This is a genomic window from Lelliottia sp. 7254-16 (assembly GCF_002922995.1).
Taxonomy (GTDB): Bacteria; Pseudomonadota; Gammaproteobacteria; order Enterobacterales; family Enterobacteriaceae; genus Enterobacter; species Enterobacter jeotgali.
Genome location: NZ_PQVS01000004.1, coordinates 225,934 through 247,630 on the forward strand (window position 1 = coordinate 225,934; position 21,697 = coordinate 247,630).

At 53.8% G+C, this 21,697-nt stretch carries 21 protein-coding genes; 16 read left to right on the forward strand and 5 right to left on the reverse strand.

Features of this window, described 5'->3' with window-relative positions; all coding sequences use genetic code 11:
• Positions 1-12 precede the first annotated feature (12 nt).
• The 4 genes from C3708_RS08045 (at position 13) to C3708_RS08060 (ending at position 4,704) form a co-directional block, all read left to right on the forward strand.
• Positions 13-2,457: a fimbrial biogenesis usher protein gene (locus tag C3708_RS08045; RefSeq protein WP_103948612.1), complete on the forward strand. Its 2,445-nt coding sequence runs from the start codon at positions 13-15 to the stop codon at positions 2,455-2,457.
• A complete protein-coding gene (locus tag C3708_RS08050; RefSeq protein WP_103948613.1) occupies positions 2,454-3,008 on the forward strand; it encodes a hypothetical protein in 555 nt (184 codons plus the stop codon). The genes C3708_RS08045 and C3708_RS08050 overlap by 4 nt, the downstream gene beginning before the upstream one ends.
• A 104-nt stretch (positions 3,009-3,112) precedes the next feature.
• Complete coding sequence (locus C3708_RS08055) at positions 3,113-3,691, forward strand: helix-turn-helix domain-containing protein (protein WP_103948614.1); 579 nt, start codon at positions 3,113-3,115, stop codon at positions 3,689-3,691.
• Positions 3,692-4,023: 332 nt separating this feature from the next.
• The gene (locus C3708_RS08060; protein ID WP_103948615.1) at positions 4,024-4,704 is read left to right on the forward strand and encodes a DUF1120 domain-containing protein; all 681 of its coding nucleotides are present in this window, start codon (positions 4,024-4,026) and stop codon (positions 4,702-4,704) included.
• A gap of 105 nt (positions 4,705-4,809) precedes the next feature.
• Here the strand turns inward: C3708_RS08060 and icd are convergent, their stop codons facing one another.
• The gene (gene icd, locus C3708_RS08065; protein ID WP_103948616.1) at positions 4,810-6,060 is read right to left on the reverse strand and encodes an NADP-dependent isocitrate dehydrogenase; all 1,251 of its coding nucleotides are present in this window, start codon (positions 6,058-6,060) and stop codon (positions 4,810-4,812) included.
• Positions 6,061-6,168: 108 nt separating this feature from the next.
• Between icd and rluE the strand changes: the two genes are divergently transcribed.
• Positions 6,169-6,831, forward strand: a complete 663-nt coding sequence (gene rluE, locus C3708_RS08075; protein ID WP_103948617.1) for a 23S rRNA pseudouridine(2457) synthase RluE — start codon at positions 6,169-6,171, stop codon at positions 6,829-6,831.
• Here rluE and C3708_RS08080 read toward each other — a convergent pair.
• Positions 6,826-7,323: a methylglyoxal synthase gene (locus C3708_RS08080; protein ID WP_095281634.1), complete on the reverse strand. Its 498-nt coding sequence runs from the start codon at positions 7,321-7,323 to the stop codon at positions 6,826-6,828. The genes rluE and C3708_RS08080 overlap by 6 nt on opposite strands.
• Before the next feature lie 118 nt (positions 7,324-7,441).
• Here C3708_RS08080 and C3708_RS08085 point away from each other — a divergent pair, with 118 nt between their 5' ends.
• The 7 genes from C3708_RS08085 (at position 7,442) to C3708_RS08115 (ending at position 14,584) form a co-directional block, all read left to right on the forward strand.
• Positions 7,442-7,915 carry an NUDIX hydrolase gene (locus tag C3708_RS08085; protein ID WP_095281633.1) on the forward strand — a complete coding sequence of 158 codons (474 nt, stop codon included), beginning with the start codon at positions 7,442-7,444 and terminating at the stop codon, positions 7,913-7,915.
• 40 nt (positions 7,916-7,955) lie between these two features.
• A complete protein-coding gene (gene mnmA, locus C3708_RS08090; protein WP_103947600.1) occupies positions 7,956-9,065 on the forward strand; it encodes a tRNA 2-thiouridine(34) synthase MnmA in 1,110 nt (369 codons plus the stop codon).
• Between the two features lie 27 nt (positions 9,066-9,092).
• Positions 9,093-9,722 (forward strand): high frequency lysogenization protein HflD, encoded by a 630-nt coding sequence (gene hflD, locus C3708_RS08095; RefSeq protein ID WP_095281631.1) that lies wholly within the window; start codon positions 9,093-9,095, stop codon positions 9,720-9,722.
• A 19-nt stretch (positions 9,723-9,741) separates the two neighbouring features.
• Complete coding sequence (gene purB, locus C3708_RS08100) at positions 9,742-11,112, forward strand: adenylosuccinate lyase (RefSeq protein ID WP_103948618.1); 1,371 nt, start codon at positions 9,742-9,744, stop codon at positions 11,110-11,112.
• 124 nt (positions 11,113-11,236) lie between these two features.
• Entirely contained in the window at positions 11,237-11,908 is a 672-nt protein-coding gene (gene phoP, locus C3708_RS08105) for a two-component system response regulator PhoP (protein ID WP_095281629.1), read from the forward strand.
• Positions 11,909-13,372, forward strand: a complete 1,464-nt coding sequence (phoQ, locus tag C3708_RS08110; protein ID WP_095281628.1) for a two-component system sensor histidine kinase PhoQ — start codon at positions 11,909-11,911, stop codon at positions 13,370-13,372.
• A 90-nt stretch (positions 13,373-13,462) separates the two neighbouring features.
• Entirely contained in the window at positions 13,463-14,584 is a 1,122-nt protein-coding gene (locus C3708_RS08115; RefSeq protein WP_095281627.1) for a cupin domain-containing protein, read from the forward strand.
• 141 nt (positions 14,585-14,725) lie between these two features.
• Here the strand turns inward: C3708_RS08115 and C3708_RS08120 are convergent, their stop codons facing one another.
• Together C3708_RS08120 and pepT are read right to left on the reverse strand one after the other, a co-directional pair.
• Positions 14,726-15,217: a transposase gene (locus C3708_RS08120; RefSeq protein ID WP_103948619.1), complete on the reverse strand. Its 492-nt coding sequence runs from the start codon at positions 15,215-15,217 to the stop codon at positions 14,726-14,728.
• A 99-nt stretch (positions 15,218-15,316) separates the two neighbouring features.
• Positions 15,317-16,540 carry a peptidase T gene (gene pepT, locus C3708_RS08125; RefSeq protein ID WP_095281625.1) on the reverse strand — a complete coding sequence of 408 codons (1,224 nt, stop codon included), beginning with the start codon at positions 16,538-16,540 and terminating at the stop codon, positions 15,317-15,319.
• A 250-nt stretch (positions 16,541-16,790) separates the two neighbouring features.
• Here pepT and potA point away from each other — a divergent pair, with 250 nt between their 5' ends.
• Genes potA through potD form a run of 4 tightly spaced genes read left to right on the forward strand, consistent with a single transcriptional unit; the run spans position 16,791 to position 20,599 of the window.
• Entirely contained in the window at positions 16,791-17,927 is a 1,137-nt protein-coding gene (gene potA, locus C3708_RS08130; RefSeq protein ID WP_095281624.1) for a spermidine/putrescine ABC transporter ATP-binding protein PotA, read from the forward strand.
• A complete protein-coding gene (potB, locus tag C3708_RS08135; protein ID WP_103948620.1) occupies positions 17,911-18,768 on the forward strand; it encodes a spermidine/putrescine ABC transporter permease PotB in 858 nt (285 codons plus the stop codon). Before potA ends, potB begins: the two co-directional genes overlap by 17 nt.
• On the forward strand, positions 18,765-19,556 hold the full coding sequence (gene potC / locus C3708_RS08140; protein ID WP_103948621.1) for a spermidine/putrescine ABC transporter permease PotC: 792 nt from the start codon (positions 18,765-18,767) through the stop codon (positions 19,554-19,556). The genes potB and potC overlap by 4 nt, the downstream gene beginning before the upstream one ends.
• Complete coding sequence (gene potD / locus C3708_RS08145; protein ID WP_103947605.1) at positions 19,553-20,599, forward strand: spermidine/putrescine ABC transporter substrate-binding protein PotD; 1,047 nt, start codon at positions 19,553-19,555, stop codon at positions 20,597-20,599. Before potC ends, potD begins: the two co-directional genes overlap by 4 nt.
• A gap of 266 nt (positions 20,600-20,865) precedes the next feature.
• On the opposite strand, the gene cobB is transcribed toward potD, so the two are convergent.
• Complete coding sequence (cobB, locus tag C3708_RS08150; protein ID WP_103947606.1) at positions 20,866-21,687, reverse strand: Sir2 family NAD+-dependent deacetylase; 822 nt, start codon at positions 21,685-21,687, stop codon at positions 20,866-20,868.
• Positions 21,688-21,697: the final 10 nt, after the last annotated feature.

Below are 21,697 nucleotides of genomic sequence, written 5' to 3' on the forward strand. Positions count from 1 at the left end.
GAGTATTCTGAGATGGTTTCGTTATCGCATCGTTATTTATCGTTAGCTGTTCTCTGCTGTCTGTACCCGGTACTTTCCTCTGCGGCAGAAGCCCCGCTGGAATTTGATACCAGCATCATGAAAGACCGCGGCCTTGATCCGTCTCTGGGTCATTATTTCGCCTCTGCGCCGAAATTTACGCCCGGCGTAAAAATGGTCACTGTGGTGGTGAATGGCGAGAAAAAAGGAAAGGTTTCCGCAACCTTTGGCCAGGATGGCCAGCTGTGTGCCACAACGCCTTTTTTGCAGGGAGCCTCATTAGTGGTCCCGCGTGAAGTGGCAAAGCTCGGCGATGACGATAAGAGCAATGCTTGTTTCGACTATACGAAAACCTTCCCAGGCACGGTCATTACTGCCGTTCCTGCACAGGAGGAGTTGGATCTGGTCGTTCCGCAAGAAGCCATCGATACCACCAGCGAAGGTGACCAGGCCAAAGATTACAGCACGGGCGGTACGGCGGGCATTTTCAATTACACCGCCTTTGCGACGCAAAATACCTCAGACAGCAACAACAGCGAGACAAAGCAGTTGATGCTGGAAGAAGGTCTGAACATGCATGACTGGCTGTTCCGCAGCCGCCAGTCTCTGAATGAAGAGAATGGGTCACGAACCACCGATAACCTGTACGCCTATCTGCAGCACACGCTGGTGGATAGCCAGAAAATTTTCCAGGCCGGACAGATCAACACCGGTGGTTCGATTTTTGCTGGCACATCGATTTCAGGTGTACAGATTATGCCGGAAGAGGCATTAAGCCCGGAAGGCAGCAGCGGTGTCAGCGTGTCAGGTATTGCCCGCTCGGCCCAGGCGCGCGTTGAAGTCCGCCAGGCGGGCCGGGTGGTCTATTCCACGCTGGTCCCCGCCGGTCCGTTCACCCTGAACGATGTTCCGATTATTCGCAGCAATGCCGAACTCGATGTCACGGTCACGGAAACCGACGGCAGCAAAAGCCATTTCGTGATCCCTGCTGATGCGGTGAACAGTCACCAGCTAACCAGCCCGTCAGGCCTTTCTGCCGCCGTGGGCCGCTATCGCAGCAACGGCGACGAAGAGAGCCAGCCGATGCTGGCGACCCTCTCCGACGGCTGGCGGGTCAAACCCTGGCTGAATATCGGTACCGGCGTGATGACTGCACAGGGCTATGACTCCGCTGCTCTGACACTGGATACCTTACCCTTTAACAAAATGCTGCTATCGGCCACCTTTAAAGCGTCGATGGATGAAGAGCATGGCGAAAAAGGACGTAGCAGCACCTTGTCAGCCAGCTACGCCTTGTCCGGCCAACTGACGACCGATGTCAGCACGACGCGTTACACCCAGGGCTATCGCGAGCTGGAAGACTCTCTTGAGGACAATTTTCAACAGTACGAAGGGCAATATTCCGCTGGGCTGCACTACTCCCTGGCGAATTTGGGTTCTTTTAGTCTGCGTTACTCAAAGAACCAGGGTACTGAGGGAAATGAAGGAAGCGAGTTTGTGAACGCCTCATGGGGCAGGTCATTTGGCCACATGAACCTCAACGTCAGCTGGCAGCGGTCTGTGAACCAGAAAAGCGATGACCAGGACGATGAACGCAACAACAGCGACGACAACGGGGATACGGTGTTTGTGAATATCAGCATGCCGCTGGGCGGCCACCGTATCAGCGCTTATTCCCACACTATGCACCACGAAACGAATATGGGTATGCAGACCAGCGGGGATATAAGCCAAAGCACCGAGTATTCCCTCTCTGCTGAACGCGATCTGGCCGATCGGGAAAACAGTTTCAACGGTTCTATCAACAGTAATCTGCACTTTACCCGTCTGGGTTTAAGCGCCGGAGCCGACGGGCCAAATGGACGTAACTATGGCATGGCACTATCCGGTGGTGTGGTAGCCCATCAGAACGGCGTGACTCTCTCACCGTGGCCGGTTAAGGATACCTTCGCTATCGTTGATGCAGGCAAAGATCTGGCCGGAACACGGATCAAGACACCGGCCGGTGACGTCTGGACCGATCGCTGGGGCAAGGCCATCGTACCGTCCGTCAATCCGTATCATAAAGTGCACGTTGAGTTGGATACGAACAGTCTTCCACAGGATGTGGACGTCGAAAACGGGTTCGGCGAACTGGCAGCAGGACGCGGTGCCGTCGGACATGTGCAGTTCAGTTCACTACACGTCCACCGGGCAATGATCCACGTGCAGATGGCGAATGGTCAAACCCTGAAAAAAGGTAGCACCGTGGTTGATGGGGACGGTAATTATGCTGCTACGGCGGTAGACGACGGCCTGCTGTTTATGGAGGACGTCTCCGCCAAACCGTCGCTTTATCTCACGAACGAAGACAGCGTGAAGATTTGCCAGATCATTTACACCCTTTCACCAGAGGGCGAAAAACAGACTTATGAAAATATTAACGGGGTATGCAAATGAACATCCGATCCATCCTGAAATGGGCTCTGCTGGCCGGATTACTCTGCGCAAGCGCTGCCCGCGCAGAATGCGACGTCAGCGTCTCCGAGACAACAGTGGATTACGGCAAGCTCAGCAATAGCGAAATCAGCAGTCATCGCGGCGGCATGTATAGCCTGGATGAGCGAGAGGTTAGAGTGAATGCGATTTGCAGTGAGCCACAGACGATGGCACTTTTTATCAGTGACACTTCAGGGTTCAGACGTTTTCGCTTCGGTAGTGCCGGTGTTCTGGTGATTTCTGCGCAGCAGGGTTTACTCGATGGCAGGTCTGTCGATCTCGGTAAAACCCTGACGCATGGCTCATTCACACCGAATCAGGAAAGGAATCGAAGAAAGCTTCTGGTTTTGAACAACGACGGTCTTCTCCCCGTTCGCAATGGAGAGGTGCAAATAGGTCAGCAATTCTCTTTTCTTTTGCACATCCACCCCGTACTTAAACCTGGCCTGCATTCTGCACAGGATGAAGAAGATTTACTCACTAACCTGGGTATTCAGCTTGAGAGCCAGTAATAAAAGTCTGGTAAAAGGTACAGGCTCCACGTAGTGTCAATTCACACACATCTTCACTGAAGATAGACTACTATTAATTGCAACAATAATGAGTGGGAACAATCATGCTAAATTCCAAGGAAAACATTCAGCTATTAATTAGTCATTTATCACGGACAGAAAATATTTTCACCAAGCGTAAAAATCAACTTATCACAATGGATGGGTTTACTGAAAAAAACATTCTGATCTTCCATCAGGGGATTATCGCGGGATGCAGGCCCGGTGACGATCGCCTGTTAGTCAATTTTACTGCTCCTCGAATTTTTGGTCTCAATCAATTTATAGACACAACGTTATTATACTTCCGCGCCTGTACTGATATTAGCTATGAGTTTCTGGCGTTGTCAGAGGCTGAAAAAATAATTAATGAGAAAAATCTGTGGGAAACCGTATCCATCAATCATATGCTAACCATTGCTAATATGCTGAAATACATCAATAACATGTCTGGCGTCTCCAGCTATGCTCTGGTCATCCATTGCCTTTACCAGCTACAGGCCGAGCCAGATATTATCCGCTTACGTCGCACGGCAGCCGATTACGTTGTTGATAAGAGTGGCCTGTCGCGCAGCACGGTGATGAAAATGCTGGCCCAGTTCAAGTCTGAGGGCAAAGTGGTTCTTAGCAAGGGTTGGATGTGAAAAACCTGGAGTAGCCTGCCGCACAGTTTAGTTCGACATAGCGGAAAGCCTGAACAACTTTGAAGGCAATCCGCCCCTTCCCTGCTGTTTATTCTTACCTTCCGTTCTACTTACTCCGTTAAGTCAGTAAATTACTCTCTTTACTGACGTGCATCATTAAGTCTTCACATCTTGTTTTTTATTTTTATATTATTGAGTCCAATTTTACACTCAATAATGAATATATAACTGCGATCTTATTGAATTGAACCATTATGAATGAATACAGATAATATGTCGAACCAGACAACAGTGTCTTATTTTAAATCATCCAACTGAAGAGTCGTTATTCCATGAAAACTATTTTTAAATTCTGTGCAGCCGCTGCACTCGTTATTTCCACCGCTAACTCAGCATTTGCAGCTGAAACCGCAGTGATGAAGGTTACGGGCAAACTGGTGATGGGTTCCTGTACGCCGACCCTGGCTTCCGGAGGTGTGGTTGACTATGGTTCAATGTCAGTAGATTCACTGAGTGATACTGCTGTAAACCAGTTAGGTCAGCAGAGTATTCAATTGAGTGTGGCATGTACCAGCCCAACTAAAGTTGCCTGGACGATTACCGATGATCGCAGTTCAAGCGTTGTCGATACTGGACCTATCGACCAGACGGGCAACCCTGGTGCTCCGGCATCTGAGTTTGGTTTGGGCGTAACAGCAGATGATGTCAAACTGGGCTCATACTCTGTCGTTACAGAGGCCCATGATATCGTGGTTGACGGAGCTGCTGGGATACTTGCAGATTCAACAGATAATGGCGCGACCTGGGCAGCAGACCCTGCATCATCTGTTTATTCCCGCCCTGATGGTACACGACTCTTCACCTACTCTGATGCACAGGGTAATCCAATCGCGTTCAAGGACGCTGCGGATGTTCTGGTTATAAGTGCTGCCATTCAGAACACCACTACCCTGGCGATCACTGATGACACCGTACTCGACGGTCAGGCCACCATCTCTATCAAGTACCTGTAAGACAGCTTTTCTGAACGCAGCTCTCACAGAAGAGAGTCATACCCAATCAGACATAAAAAAACGGGAGCCTTTCGGCTCCCGTTTTCATTTAACCCGGAAAATGGATTACATGTTTTTAATGATCGCGTCACCAAACTCTGAACATTTCAGCAGCTTAGCTCCGTCCATCAGACGTTCAAAGTCATAGGTTACGGTCTTAGCGTTAATCGCGCCTTCCATACCTTTAACGATCAGATCTGCGGCTTTGAACCACTCCATATGGCGCAACATCATTTCCGCGGACAGGATGATGGAACCTGGGTTCACTTTATCCTGGCCTGCGTATTTAGGTGCTGTACCGTGGGTGGCTTCGAACAGTGCGCACTCGTCACCGATGTTTGCGCCTGGGGCGATACCGATACCGCCAACCTGGGCTGCCAGGGCGTCGGAGATGTAGTCACCGTTCAGGTTCATACAGGCGATCACGTCGTATTCAGCCGGACGCAGCAGGATTTGCTGCAGGAACGCATCGGCGATCACGTCTTTGACCACGATCTCTTTGCCGGTATTTGGGTTCTTGATTTTCACCCAAGGGCCGCCGTCGATCAGCTCACCACCAAACTCCTCACGCGCTAACTGGTAACCCCAGTCTTTGAAAGCGCCTTCGGTGAATTTCATGATGTTGCCTTTGTGCACCAGGGTCACGGAATCACGGTCGTTGGTGATCGCGTATTCGATGGCTGCACGCACCAGGCGTTTAGTGCCTTCTTCTGAGCACGGCTTGATGCCGATGCCGCAATGTTCAGGGAAACGAATCTTCGTCACGCCCATCTCATCGCGCAGGAACTTGATCACTTTCTCGGCTTCGGCGCTGTCGGCTTTCCACTCGATACCGGCATAGATGTCTTCGGAGTTTTCACGGAAGATAACCATGTTGGTCAGCTCAGGGTGTTTAACCGGGCTTGGCGTGCCCGCGTAGTAACGCACCGGGCGCAGACACACGTACAGGTCAAGCTGCTGGCGCAGCGCAACGTTCAGGGAACGAATACCGCCACCGACCGGGGTAGTCAGCGGGCCTTTGATGGCAACGCGGTAATCACGAATCAGGTCCAGAGTTTCTTCTGGCAGCCAGACATCCTGGCCATACAGTTGGGTAGATTTTTCGCCGGTATAGATTTCCATCCAGGAAATTTTCCGCTCGCCCTTATAGGCTTTCTGCACGGCGGCATCCACCACTTTGATCATGGCTGGCGTCACATCCACACCGATACCATCACCTTCAATGAAAGGAATGATTGGGTTGTGAGGGATGTTCAGTTTGCCATCTTGCAGGGTGATCTTCTTACCTTCCGCCGGAACGACTACTTTGCTTTCCATTAACCTCTCCTTCGAGCGCTTCTGGTTTTTTGTTAATGAGTTGTAATATGCGAGCTCATACTACTCGAATATCAGGCTCGCGCCAATCACTCATGAATTTCCGTTATAATGCTCGAATCCACCCATTCTGAAAACACTATGAACAAAACTTCTTTTAGAAATCACCAAGTTGAACGATTCAGCACGCGACGCAACGCCAAAAAAAAGCCTGACACTGGACCGAAGCGGCTGGTTATCTTCAATAAACCTTATGATGTGCTGCCGCAGTTCACGGATGAGGCGGGACGCAGCACCCTGAAAGATTACATCCCGTTACAAGGAATTTATGCCGCTGGCCGCTTAGACAGGGACAGCGAAGGCCTGCTGGTGCTGACTAACGACGGACAGCTCCAGGCGCGACTGACCCAGCCGGGCAAGCGCACCGGTAAGATTTACTACGTGCAGGTGGAGGGCGAACCGACGACTGAGGCGATTGATGCCCTGCGCAATGGCGTGACGCTCAATGACGGCCCCACCCTGCCCGCCGGTATTGAGCTGGTCGAAGAACCAGAGTGGCTGTGGCCGCGCAATCCCCCGGTTCGCGAACGCAAAACTATCCCCACCAGCTGGTTGAAAATCACCTTATATGAAGGGCGGAATCGCCAGGTGCGACGCATGACGGCGCATGTCGGTTTTCCAACGTTGCGCCTGATAAGGTATGCGATGGGGACATTGACGCTGGACAATCTGGCGTCGGGTGAGTGGCGGGAAATCCCTGTCAATTCGTTATAGAAGATGCTGCGTATGCACGCCGTTTTGCGTGACGTGGGATACGCGACTGCTGAGGAACGCATCTCCGTCCGGAACGGTGATATCGAACGTCTGCTCAAAGAGCGACGAGTGGATCAGGAAATTGGCGCTGCAGGCGTTGCTGGCGATGGGGATATTCCACGCCGTTGCCAGACGCATCAGGGCCTTCACGTCCGAGTGATGCGGCACCGCGCTGAGCGGGTCCCAGAAAAAGACCAGCACATCAATCTGGCCCGACGCAATGAGATAACCCAGCTGCTGGTCGCCGCCTATCGAGCCGCTCATCAGCGCCAGGACGGGCAAACGCGTGTGGGCAAGCAGCAGGTTTCCGGTGGTGCCGGTGGCGTAGATGGTGTGGCCCTCAAGTGCCGTTTGATTATCGATTGCCCAGTTGAGCAGGTCGGGTTTGCAGGGATCGTGAGCCACTAAAGCGATACGTTTCTTTTGCGGCATAGTACGCGTGGTAAGCTGCATGATGGTACCCTCGGTGGTGAGAATCAGAACCTCAGCAAGTATAGAGCACCGGGTAAAAATGTGATCCAGATCAAATATTGATATTGAATTGCGTCATTCAGCTAACTAAGGAAAAACGATGTTTAAACCACACGTTACCGTCGCCACCCTGGTTCACGCCGAAGGCAAATTCCTCGTCGTCGAAGAGACGATCAACGGCAAAGCGCTGTGGAACCAGCCCGCGGGTCATCTTGAAGCCGACGAAACGCTGGTTCAGGCCGCGCGTCGCGAGCTGTGGGAAGAGACCGGTATTCACGCCGAACCGCAGCATTTTGTGCGACTGCACCAGTGGATCGCGCCCGATCGCACGCCGTTTTTACGCTTTCTGTTTGTGGTCGAACTTAACGAAATGTGCGCCACTGAGCCGCATGACGACGATATCGACCGTTGCCTGTGGGTGACGGCAGAGGAGATCCTGAACGCGCCAAACCTGCGCTCACCGCTGGTTGCCGAAAGCATTCGCTGCTATCAGTCCGGTAGCCGCCTGCCGCTTGAGGTGATCGCGGAATTTAACTGGCCGTTTACAGAGGGTGCCAACGCGGGGGGCGCGTGATAGAATACGCCGCCTTTAAGTTCAATGTCGTGAGTATTCCATGTCAGATAACAGCCAGAAAAAAGTGATCGTCGGCATGTCCGGCGGTGTCGATTCCTCCGTTTCCGCGTACCTGTTGCAACAACAGGGCTACAAGGTGGAAGGCCTGTTCATGAAGAACTGGGAGGAAGACGATGGCGAGGAATACTGTACGGCGGCGGCGGATCTTGCAGATGCGCAGGCCGTGTGCGACAAACTCGGCATTGAACTGCATACCGTTAACTTTGCTGCCGAGTACTGGGACAACGTGTTCGAACTCTTCCTGGAAGAGTACAAAGCGGGCCGCACCCCAAACCCGGATATCCTCTGCAACAAAGAGATCAAATTCAAAGCCTTCCTCGAATTCGCCGCTGAAGACCTGGGCGCAGATTACATCGCGACCGGTCACTACGTGCGCCGCGCGGATGTCGATGGCAAAAGCCAGCTGCTGCGCGGTCTCGACGGCAATAAAGATCAGAGCTATTTCCTCTACACCCTCGGTCACGAACAGATTGCACAAAGCCTGTTCCCGGTCGGTGAGCTGGAAAAACCAGAAGTGCGTAAAATCGCCGAAGAACTGGATCTGATCACCGCGAAGAAAAAAGACTCCACCGGCATCTGCTTTATCGGCGAGCGCAAATTCCGCGAATTTCTGGGGCGCTACCTCCCTGCTCAACCGGGCAAAATTATCACCGTTGACGGCGATGACGTCGGCGAGCATCAGGGCCTGATGTACCACACCCTCGGCCAGCGTAAAGGTCTGGGCATTGGCGGCACCAAAGAAGGCAGCGAAGAGCCGTGGTACGTGGTCGATAAAGATGTCGAAAACAATATTCTGGTGGTGGCTCAGGGCCACGAGCATCCGCGTTTGATGTCCGTCGGGCTTATCGCTCAGCAGCTGCACTGGGTCGATCGTGAACCGTTTACCGGCACCCTGCGCTGCACGGTGAAAACCCGCTATCGTCAGACTGATATCCCTTGCACTGTCACCGCCATTGATGACGAACGTATCGAAGTGCGTTTCGACGAGCCGGTTTCTGCCGTCACGCCTGGCCAGTCCGCTGTCTTCTACAGCGGCGAAATTTGCCTCGGCGGCGGGATCATTGAACAGCGTCTGCCGCTGGCCGAATAAACAGTTTGCACACCAAAAGGAGCACGTGTGGCGAAGAATTATTATGACATCACCCTGGCGCTGGCCGGCATTTGCCAGTCCGCCCGTCTGGTGCAACAGCTGGCACATCAGGGTCATTGCGACGCTGATGCGCTGCACGTTTCGCTCAACAGCGTTATCGATCTTAACCCAGGCTCGACGCTTGGGGTGTTCGGTGGCAGCGAAACCAATCTTCGCCTCGGCCTTGAAACCCTGCTCGGCGTGCTGAATGCCAGCAACCGTCAGGGACTGAACGCAGAACTGACCCGTTACACCTTAAGCCTGATGGTGCTGGAGCGTAAGCTGAGCGGCGCAAAAGGCGCGATGGACACGCTCGGCAACCGTATTGACGGTTTACAGCGTCAGCTTGACCATTTTGATTTGCAGTCCGAAACCCTGATGAGTGCGATGGCCGCGATTTACGTCGATGTCATCAGCCCGCTCGGTCCACGCATTCAGGTGACCGGCTCCCCTGCCGTGCTGCAAAGCCCACAGGTACAGGCAAAAGTCCGCGCCTCGCTGCTGGCCGGGATTCGTGCCGCCGTGCTGTGGCATCAGGTTGGCGGTGGCCGACTGCAGTTAATGTTCTCTCGTAATCGCCTGACGACTCAGGCAAAACAAATTCTTGCTCATTGTTAACCTCCCGGAGTTGCGAATTATGGAATTATCCTCACTGACCGCCGTTTCCCCTGTCGATGGACGTTACGGCGATAAAGTCAGCGCGCTGCGCGGGATCTTCAGCGAATATGGTCTGCTGAAGTTCCGTGTACAGGTTGAAGTGCGCTGGCTGCAAAAGTTAGCTACCCAGGCAGCAATCAAGGAAGTTCCTGCTTTTGACGCCCAGGCAAACGATTACCTTGATAAAATCGTCGCGGAGTTCAGCGAAGACGACGCGGCGCGTATCAAAACCATTGAGCGCACCACCAACCACGATGTGAAAGCGGTTGAATACTTCCTGAAAGAGAAAGTAGAGAGCGTACCGGCGCTGCACGCGGTGTCTGAGTTCATCCACTTTGCCTGTACGTCTGAAGATATCAACAACCTGTCTCATGCCCTGATGCTGTCGACTGCGCGTCAGGACGTGGTGCTGCCTTACTGGCGCAAAATCATCGACGCGGTGAAAGACCTGGCCGTGCAATACCGTGATATCCCGCTGCTTTCCCGTACTCATGGCCAGCCAGCCACACCGTCCACGATGGGCAAAGAGATGGCGAACGTGGCGTACCGTATGGAGCGTCAGTATCGCCAGCTGGAGCAGGTTGAGATCCTCGGTAAAATCAACGGCGCAGTCGGGAACTACAATGCCCACATCGCGGCGTATCCGGAAGTGGACTGGCATCAGTTCAGCGAAGAGTTCGTGACCTCTCTGGGAATTCAGTGGAACCCGTACACCACTCAGATCGAGCCGCACGATTACATCGCCGAGCTGTTTGACTGCATCGCGCGTTTCAACACCATCCTGATCGATTTCGACCGCGACGTGTGGGGCTACGTGGCTCTGAACCACTTCAAGCAGAAAACTATCGCCGGTGAGATCGGCTCGTCCACCATGCCGCATAAAGTGAATCCGATTGACTTCGAAAACTCCGAAGGCAACCTGGGTCTGGCGAACGCCCTGCTGCAACACATGGCGAGCAAACTGCCGGTTTCCCGCTGGCAGCGTGACCTGACGGACTCCACCGTCCTGCGTAACCTCGGCGTGGGTATCGGCTATGCGCTGATTGCGTATCAGTCCACCCTGAAAGGCGTGAGCAAACTGGAAGTGAACCGCGATCGTCTGCTGGACGAACTGGATCACAACTGGGAAGTATTGGCCGAGCCAATCCAGACCGTGATGCGTCGTTACGGCATTGAAAAGCCATACGAAAAACTGAAAGAGCTGACGCGCGGCAAACGCGTGGACGCTGAAGGCATGAAACAGTTTATCGACGGTCTGGACGTGCCAGAAGACGAGAAAACGCGCCTGAAAGCAATGACACCGGCGAACTACATCGGTCGCGCCATTAAAATGGTTGATGAGCTGAAGTAATTGCCTTTACCCTCTTTCCGCCCGGAAAGAGGGTTCCTTCCTCTGCGGTTTACGCAATGTTTATCCCCGTAACAACATAATCACGTTAAACTATTCATACCATTCATGTTAGGGAGAAGAGATGATGCGCGTACTGGTTGTTGAGGATAATGCATTGCTACGTCATCACCTGAAAGTGCAGCTTCAGGAAATGGGGCATCAGGTGGATGACGCGGAAGACGCAAAAGAGGCAGATTATTATCTCAATGAACACCTGCCCGATATCGCCATCGTCGATCTGGGGCTGCCGGATGAAGACGGTTTATCGTTGATCCGCCGCTGGCGCAGCCACGATGTCTCTCTTCCGGTGCTGGTTCTAACTGCCCGTGAAGGCTGGCAGGACAAAGTTGAAGTGCTCAGCGCAGGCGCTGATGATTACGTCACCAAACCGTTCCATATCGAAGAAGTGGCCGCCCGTATGCAGGCGTTGATGCGCCGTAACAGCGGTCTGGCGTCCCAGGTTATCTCCCTTCCGCCATTCCAGGTGGATCTCTCGCGTCGTGAATTCTCGATCAACGACGAAGTTATCAAGCTGACGGCGTTTGAATACACCATTATGGAAACGCTGATCCGCAACAGCGGCAAAGTGGTGAGTAAAGATTCCTTAATGCTCCAGCTTTATCCCGATGCCGAACTGCGCGAGAGCCACACCATTGATGTGCTGATGGGCCGCTTACGTAAAAAAATCCAGGCACAATACCCACAAGACGTCATCACCACGGTGAGGGGTCAGGGATACCTGTTTGAATTACGCTAAATGAAAAAAATCCTTCGCCACTTTTTGCCGCTGTCGCTGCGGGTCCGCTTTTTACTGGCCACCGCTGCCGTGGTGCTGATCCTGTCTCTCGCTTACGGCATGGTGGCGCTGGTCGGGTATAGCGTCAGCTTCGACAAGACCACATTCCGTCTGCTGCGCGGCGAGAGCAATCTCTTCTACACCCTGGCTAAATGGGAAAATAATCGAATCAGCGTGGAAATGCCGGAAAATCTCAACCGGCAAAGCCCGACGATGGCACTGATTTATGATGAAAAAGGTCAGTTGCTGTGGGCGCAGCGCCATGTGCCGTGGGTGGAAAAAAGCATTCGTCCGGAGTGGCTTAAAACTAACGGATTCCACGAAATTGAAGCCGATCTGAATGCGACCAGTTCACTGCTGGGCAACGATGAGTCCATGCAGCGCGAACTCGCTGAAATTCGTGAGGATGACGACAATACAGAGATGACGCACTCGGTAGCGATTAATCTCTACCCGGCGACCATTGATATGCCGCAGCTCACCATCGTAGTCATCGACACCATTCCGGTAGAGCTTAAACGTTCCTACATGGTCTGGAGCTGGTTCGTATATGTTCTGGCTGCCAACCTGCTGTTGGTTATCCCGCTGCTGTGGGTCGCTGCCTGGTGGAGCCTGCGTCCTATCGAATCGCTGGCGAAAGAGGTCCGCGAGCTCGAAGAACACAACCGGGATAAGCTCAATTCGCAAACCACGCGCGAACTCACCAGCCTGGTACGAAATCTCAACCGCCTGCTGAAAAGCGAGCGCGAACGTTACGATAAATATCGTACCACCCTGACCGATCTGACGCACAGTCTGAAGACGCCGCTCGCGGTGATGCAAAGCACGTTGCGATCGATGCGCAGCTCGAAGCTCAGCGTCGACGACGCCGAGCCGGTAATGCTGGAGCAAATCAGCCGTATCTCCCAGCAGATTGGCTATTATCTCCACCGCGCCAGTATGCGCTCCGGCAGCCCGTTGTTAAGCCGTGAACTGCACCCCGTCGCCCCGCTGCTGGATAGCCTGACCTCAGCGCTGAATAAAGTCTATCAACGCAAAGGGGTGAACATTAGCCTCGATATTTCGCCGGAAATCAGTTTTGTCGGTGAGAAAAATGACTTTATGGAAGTGATGGGCAATCTGCTGGATAACGCCTGCAAATATTGCCTCGAATTTGTCGAGGTTTCTGCGCACCAGACCGATGACGAGCTGCAAATTATCGTTGAGGACGATGGCCCCGGTATCCCGCAAAACAAGCGTGACGTGGTGTTTGATCGCGGTCAACGCGCCGATACGCTCCGCCCTGGTCAGGGTGTCGGTTTATCCGTTGCGCAGGAGATTGTCGATCAGTACAACGGCAGAATTGAAACCAGCGACAGCCTGCTAGGCGGGGCGCGCATGGTCGCCATTTTTGGCCGCCAGCATCCCTCATCTGACGATAGTTAGAGCGGAATGTGAAAAAAGCGAGATTGTCGCACTCAGGCTCTTGCGCTTCCGTTATAATCCGAGTCAGTAAGAGCCTGCGGAAATATAATTATGGATTATCAATTAACACTTAACTGGCCCGAATTTATCGAACGCTACTGGCAGAAACGCCCGGTCGTTCTTAAACGCGGCATCAGCAACTTTGTCGACCCGATCTCGCCGGATGAACTGGCTGGACTGGCGATGGAAAACGAAGTCGACAGCCGTCTGGTGAGCCATCAGGATGGGAAATGGCAGGTTAGCCACGGTCCTTTCGAAAGCTATGATCATCTCGGTGAAACCAACTGGTCGCTGCTGGTTCAGGCCGTTAACCACTGGCATGAACCTACCGCTGCGCTGATGCATCCGTTCCGCGCCCTGCCCGACTGGCGCATGGACGATCTGATGATCTCCTTCTCTGTTCCGGGCGGTGGCGTGGGCCCGCACCTCGACCAGTACGATGTGTTTATCATTCAGGGAACTGGCCGTCGTCGCTGGCGCGTCGGCGATAAAGTGCCGATGAAACAGCACTGCCCGCACCCGGACCTGCTGCAGGTTGACCCGTTCGAAGGCATCATCGACGAAGAGATGGAGCCGGGCGATATTCTCTATATTCCGCCAGGATTCCCTCATGAAGGCTATTCTCTTGAGAACTCGCTGAACTATTCGGTTGGCTTCCGTGCGCCAAGCGGTCGCGAGATGATCAGCGGATTTGCGGATTACGTTCTGCAACGCGAGCTGGGCAGCCATCGCTACAGCGACCCGGACGTGCCTGCCCGTGAACATCCTGCCGACATTCTGCCGCAGGAGCTGGATAAACTGCGCGAAATGATGCTCGGTTTGATTAACGAGCCGGAGCATTTCCGCCAGTGGTTTGGCGAGTTTGTCAGCCAGTCACGTCACGAGCTGGACGTTGCGCCCGCCGAGCCGCCTTATCAGCCGGATGAAATTTACGATGCCCTGCAACAGGGTGATTCGCTGGTCCGTCTGGGTGGATTGCGCGTGCTGCGCATTGGCGATGATATTTTCGTCAACGGCGAAAAACTGGATTCCCCGCACCGTCCCGCGCTGGAAGCCCTTGCCAGCCATCTGGTGCTGAATGCAGAAACCTTCGGTGATGCGCTGGAAGATCCGTCATTCCTCGCCATGCTGGCGGCGCTGGTGAATAGCGGGTATTGGTTCTTCGAGGACTGAGTTGCCTGTTTGTTTCGGGTGGCGCTTCGCTTACCCGACCTACAAAAACGGTGCGGTTTGTTGATGTCGGGTGGCGCTTCGCTTACCCGACCTACGAGTTAGATTTTGTAGGCCGGGTAAGGCGTAGCCGCCACCCGGCTTTTATTTCGGCTCCCCAGCTGCAATGTCCTCCAAATCTCCCGCCCAATCTTCCGGATACAATCTACTACGCACGTCCCGATGAAACGTTGAAAACGGCCAATCCGCCACGCGATTGACATGCCCATGTTTCACCGGATTGATATACACGTAATCCATATGCCGCCGGTAATCTTGTTCATTACGAATCGTATGTTCCCAAAAACGCGGTTGCCACACGTAACGCATTTCAATCGCGCGGGTAAAGGTTTTCTTGATTTCCCGCCAGCGCCCCGAATAGTCATCATCGTTTTCCGGGAGCGTCCAGATACAGTGCATATGTTCGGGGAGCACCACCCAGGCGTTGATGGTGAAGGGTTTTGTGCGTTTGACGGTTTTGATTGCGGCGCGTAGAGGGTCGATATGGCGGGTGAGCAGATCGCTCTGGCGGTTTTGCAGATTGACGGTGAAAAACCAGGTTCCACCGGGGATGTAGTTTCGGCGGTAATTTGACATGGGAAATCCTTTTCGGGTGTCGGGTGGCGGCTTCGCCTTACCCGACCTACGGTTCGGGTTTTGTAGGCCCGGTAAGCGCAGCGCCACCGGGCGTTTTTTTCACTGCTTCGCCGTCAACTCCGCAATCCGCACAATCACTTTCACCGCTTTCTCCATCCCTTCCAGCGTCACAAACTCGTGCTTACCGTGGTAGTTATAGCCACCGGTAAACAGATTCGGGCATGGCAGTCCCATGAACGAGAGCTGCGAGCCGTCGGTGCCGCCGCGAATCGGTTTGAGCTGGGGTTCGATGTCGCAATCGCGCATCGCCTGCTGGGCGATATCGAGAATGTGCGGATGCTCCACCACTTTCTCGCGCATGTTGTAGTAGCTGTCCTCGATGATCAGCTCAATGTAGCAATCCGGGTGCAGCCCTTTGCCGACCTTTTTGGCGATTTCCATCATCTTACGCTTACGCGCTTCAAAGGCTTTACGGTCAAAATCGCGAACGATGTAGTGCATCTGCGCACTGTCCACCGTGCCTTTGATGCTGGTGAGATGGTAAAAACCTTCATAGCCTTCAGTCTGCTCTGGGCTTTCTTCGGCGGGCACTTCCGCATGAATCCGCGAAGCCAGCGACAGGGCGTTGACCATCACCCCTTTTGCCGAACCGGGATGGACATTATTACCAACGATTTTGATGGTCACAGAAGCTGCGTTAAAGTTTTCAAACTCCAGCTCCCCCACGCCACCGCCGTCAACGGTGTAAGCCCACTTCGCATCGAACGCTTCGACGTCGAAATGCTTCGCCCCTTTGCCCACCTCTTCATCCGGCGTAAAGGCGACGCGGATATCCCCGTGCGGAATGTTTTTGCCTTTCAGCACCGCCAGGGCGGTCATGATCTCCGCCACACCGGCTTTATCATCCGCGCCCAGCAGCGTTTTGCCGTCGGTGGTGATAATGGTCTGGCCCAGAAGCTGATGCAGCACCGGGAACATCACCGGCGAGAGCACCTCGTCGCCAATACCCAGCGCGATATCGCCACCACGGTAATTTTCAACAATCTGCGGGTTGACGTTCTTACCGCTAAAATCAGGTGAGGTATCAACGTGAGAAATGAATCCAATCGCCGGAACCGAACCTTTGACATTCGACGGCAGCGTCCCCATCACCGTGCCCTTCTCGCTCAAGGTCACGTTGACCAGGCCGAGCTCCTCCAGCTGATCCTTCAGCAGGTTTAAAAGCTTCCACTGGCCCTCGGTGCTCGGCACCTGTCTGACACCCGCTTTAGATTGGGTATCCAGCGAAACGTACTGTAAAAAACGCTCAAGTAATTTTTCCATGCAGTCACCCTCACTTTTTGTGACAACATTATCAGGAAGCATCAAATCCCAAATATTGCGTCAGGTCACTTTTATCCCGTAAACGAGAATATTTTCGATTTTGTCGTGATTCGTTAATAAATGTAGCTTATCAATCAGTCACAAGGATTGGTGATTTCAGTGGTTTGCCGTAGAATGACCGCCCTCATTAAGAGTCACCAAGGTGGTTACACACAAACCCCGCAGTCGGTAAACCCACCGACGCGTTTATATGGGACAGCGCCAAAAATTGAATACACAACCAGGAACACTGTCACCGCTGGTTCTTCTGTCGGGGATCAGCAAAAGTTTCGATGGTAAAACCGTCATTGACGATCTTAACCTGACTATCAATAACGGTGAGTTTCTCACGCTGCTTGGCCCTTCTGGCTGCGGCAAGACAACCGTTCTGCGCCTGATTGCCGGACTGGAAAACGTCGACAACGGCCAAATTCATCTTGAAAATCAGAACATCACCGATGTTCCCGCCGAACATCGTCACGTTAATACCGTCTTTCAGAGCTACGCCCTGTTTCCGCACATGACCGTGTTCGAAAACGTGGCATTCGGCCTGCGCATGCAAAAAACACCTGCCGATCAAATCACCCCGCGTGTGAACGATGCCCTGCGAATGGTTCAGCTCGACGAGTTCGCCCAGCGTAAACCGCATCAGCTCTCCGGTGGCCAGCAACAGCGTGTGGCGATTGCCCGTGCAGTGGTCAATAAACCGCGCCTGCTGCTGCTGGATGAGTCCCTCTCCGCGCTCGACTACAAGCTGCGCAAGCAGATGCAGAACGAGCTGAAAGCACTGCAGCGTAAGCTTGGCATTACCTTTGTATTCGTTACGCACGATCAGGAAGAAGCCCTGACCATGTCGGACCGTATCGTAGTGATGCGCGACGGCAAAATTGAGCAGGACGGCACGCCGCGCGAAATCTACGAAGAGCCGAAAAACCTGTTTGTCGCCAGTTTCATTGGCGAGATCAATATCTTTGATGCCACGGTGATTGAGCGTCTCGACGAGCAGCGCGTGCGTGCCAGCGTGGAAGGCCGCGAGTGCAACATTTACGTCAATTTTGCCGTCGAGAAAGGTCAGAAGCTGAACGTGATGCTGCGCCCGGAAGATCTTCGCGTCGATGAAATTCACGATACCACCGACGCGGAAGGCCTGATCGGCTACATCCGCGAGCGTAACTACAAAGGTATGACGCTTGAATCCGTAGTTGAGCTGGAAAACGGCAAAATGGTGATGGTCAGTGAGTTCTTTAACGAGGATGACCCCGACTTTGACCATCCGCTCGATCAGAAAATGGTCGTTAATTGGGTAGAAAGCTGGGAGGTTGTGCTGGCCGATGAAGAACACCAGTAAATTCCAGAACGCGGTGATCGCCACGATCGTGGGTTGGCTTGTGTTGTTTGTTTTTCTGCCCAACCTGATGATCATTGTCACCAGTTTTCTGACCCGCGACGATACGAACTTCGTCAGCCTGGTCTTTACGCTGGATAACTACGCGCGCCTGCTGGACCCGCTCTACTTCGAGGTCCTGCTGCACTCCCTCAACATGGCGCTGATTGCCACGCTCGCCTGCCTGGTGCTGGGCTATCCCTTCGCCTGGTTTCTGGCGCGGCTGCCGCAAAAAATCCGCCCGCTGCTGCTGTTTCTGCTGATTGTTCCCTTCTGGACCAACTCGCTGATCCGCATCTATGGCCTGAAGATTTTCCTCAGCACCAAAGGGTATCTGAACGAGTTTTTGCTCTGGGTGGGGGTGATTGATACACCGATTCGTATCATGTTCACCCCGAGCGCGGTGATTATCGGCCTGGTCTATATTCTGCTGCCGTTTATGGTGATGCCGCTCTATTCGAGCATCGAAAAGCTCGATAAACCGCTGCTCGAAGCGGCGCGCGATCTCGGTGCCAGCAAGCTGCAAACCTTCCTGCGGATCATTATTCCACTGACCATGCCGGGCATTATTGCCGGTTGTCTGCTGGTGATGCTCCCGGCGATGGGGCTGTTCTACGTCTCGGATCTGATGGGTGGTGCAAAAAACCTGCTGATCGGCAACGTGATTAAGAGCCAGTTCCTGAACATTCGCGACTGGCCGTTTGGCTCCGCCACCAGCATAACGCTAACGGTGGTAATGGGCCTGATGCTGCTCGTTTACTGGCGTGCCTCCCGCTGGCTGAATAAGAAGGGAGATCTCGAATGATCGGTCGTCTGCTGCGCGGCGGTTTTATGTCCGCCATTTACGCATTCCTGTACATCCCGATTATCATTCTGATCGTGAACTCGTTTAACAGTTCGCGATTCGGAATTAACTGGCAAGGCTTTACCACCAACTGGTACAGCCTGCTGATGAACAACGATAGCCTGTTGCAGGCGGCACAGCACTCCCTGACGATGGCGATAGTCTCCGCGACCTTTGCCACGCTGATTGGCTCCCTGACCGCCGTGGCGCTGTATCGCTACCGTTTTCGCGGTAAACCGTTTGTCAGCGGGATGCTGTTTGTGGTGATGATGTCGCCTGACATCGTAATGGCGATCTCCCTGCTGGTATTGTTTATGCTCCTCGGCATTCAGCTTGGCTTCTGGTCGCTGCTCTTTTCCCACATCACCTTCTGCCTGCCGTTCGTGGTGGTGACGGTTTACTCCCGTCTGAAAGGCTTTGACGTGCGGATGCTCGAAGCAGCGAAAGATCTGGGCGCGAGTGAAATGACCATCCTGCGCAAAATCATTCTGCCGCTGGCGATGCCTGCGGTCGCCGCCGGATGGCTGCTGAGCTTTACCCTGTCGATGGACGACGTGGTGGTCTCATCGTTCGTCACCGGTCCGGGTTATGAAATTCTGCCGTTGAAGATTTATTCGATGGTGAAAGTCGGCGTGTCGCCTGAGGTGAACGCGCTGGCGACGATACTGCTGGTGCTATCGCTGGTGATGGTGATTGCCAGCCAGCTTATTGCTCGTGATACAACTAAATCTCAGGGGACGTTAAAATGAAAAAATGGTCACGCCACCTGCTCGCGGCAGGCGCTCTCGCAATCGGCATGAGCGCCGCGCACGCGGACGACAGTAAAACGCTCTACTTCTACAACTGGACCGAGTATGTGCCTCCGGGCCTGCTGGAGCAGTTCACCAAAGAGACCGGGATCAAGGTGATCTATTCGACCTACGAGTCGAATGAAACCATGTATGCCAAGCTCAAAACCTACAAAGACGGCGCGTACGATTTGGTAGTGCCGTCAACCTACTTTGTCGACAAAATGCGCAAAGAAGGGATGATCCAGAAGATCGACAAAACCAAGCTCACCAACTTCGATAATCTCGATCCGGAGATGCTGAACAAGCCGTTCGACCCGAACAATGACTACTCCATTCCGTACATCTGGGGCGCGACGGCTATCGGTGTGAATAGCGACGAGATCGATCCAAAAACTGTCACCAGTTGGGCCGATCTGTGGAAGCCGGAGTACAAAGGCAGCCTGCTGCTGACTGACGACGCGCGTGAAGTGTTCCAGATGGCGCTGCGCAAACTGGGTTATTCCGGTAACACCACCGATCCAAAAGAGATTGAAGCGGCATATAACGAGCTGAAAAAGCTGATGCCCAACGTGGCGGCGTTTAACTCCGACAACCCGGCCAACCCGTATATGGAAGGCGAAGTGAATCTGGGGATGGTGTGGAACGGCTCGGCCTACGTGGCGCGTCAGGCGGGGACTCCACTGCAAGTTGTGTGGCCGAAAGAAGGCGGGATCTTCTGGATGGACAGCCTGTCGATTCCGTCAAATGCTAAAAATGTCGACGGCGCGATGAAGCTGATTAACTTCCTGCTGCGCCCGGAAGTGGCAAAACAGGTGGCCGAAACCATCGGTTATCCCACGCCAAACCTGGCGGCCCGCAAGTTGCTGAGCCCGGAAGTGGCGAACGATAAGTCACTGTATCCGGATGCAGAAACGGTCAAGAAAGGCGAGTGGCAAAACGACGTGGGCGACGCGAGCCGCATTTATGAAGATTATTATCAGAAGTTGAAAGCGGGTCGCTAACGTCAAGTAGGCCGGGTAAGGCGAAGCCGCCACCCGGCAAAAAACGACTGTGCGGGTTGAATAATGCCCGGTGGCGCTACGCTTACCGGGCCTACAAGAGCGAGAAACCGCCTTACAATCCCTTCAATCTGGCACCTGAAAGCGGGTCGCTAACGTCAAGTAGGCCGGGTAAGGCGAAGCCGCCACCCGGCAAAAAACGACTGTGCGGGCTGAATAATGCCAGGTGGCGCTACGTTTACCGGGCCTACAAGAGCGAGAAACCGCTCTTACAATCCCTTCAACAACTTCTCGACAAAATCTGGCACCACCACGCTCGCCAGACCATACTGCTTCTCTTCAAACTCGCTGCCCACCTGGCTCGGTTCCAGATTCAGTTCCACCGTATGCGCACCGTGCAGGCGCGCCTCATGGACAAAACCCGCCGCCGGATAGACATGCCCGGAGGTACCAATCGCGATAAACACATCGGCCATCGCCAGCGCGCTGTAGATCTCGTCCATGCCGAGCGGCATTTCGCCGAACCACACCACGTGCGGACGCAGAGGGGACGGGAACTGGCAGCAGTGGCACTTATCGTCCGGGGTGATATCGCCGGTCCAGTCAAGCACCTGCCCGCTCCACGCGCAGCGCACTTTCAGCAGTTCGCCGTGCATGTGGATGATGTTGTGATTCCCGGCGCGTTCATGCAGGTTGTCGATGTTCTGCGTCACCAGCAGAAAGCGGTCGCCTAATGCCTCTTCGAGCTTCGCCAGTGCCAGATGCGCCGCATTGGGCGCAATCTCCGGCGACTGAAGCTGTCGGCGGCGGTCGTTATAGAAAGTTTGCACCAGCTCAGGATTACGGGCGAAACCTTCCGGCGTCGCCACGTCTTCTACACGGTGTTCTTCCCACAGTCCGTCAGTGGCGCGGAAAGTCCGAATTCCGGACTCGGCGGAGATCCCCGCCCCGGTCAACACTACGACTCTTGGCTTTTCCATACCTTCTGGCATCACCCTGTCTCTGAAAAAAATCCGCTGGCGCAAGCGCTCACGCAGGCGGCGTTTAGTTTTGCGAAAACGGCTCAGTCGACCTAACCGACGCGACAGCATAAAAACCTCG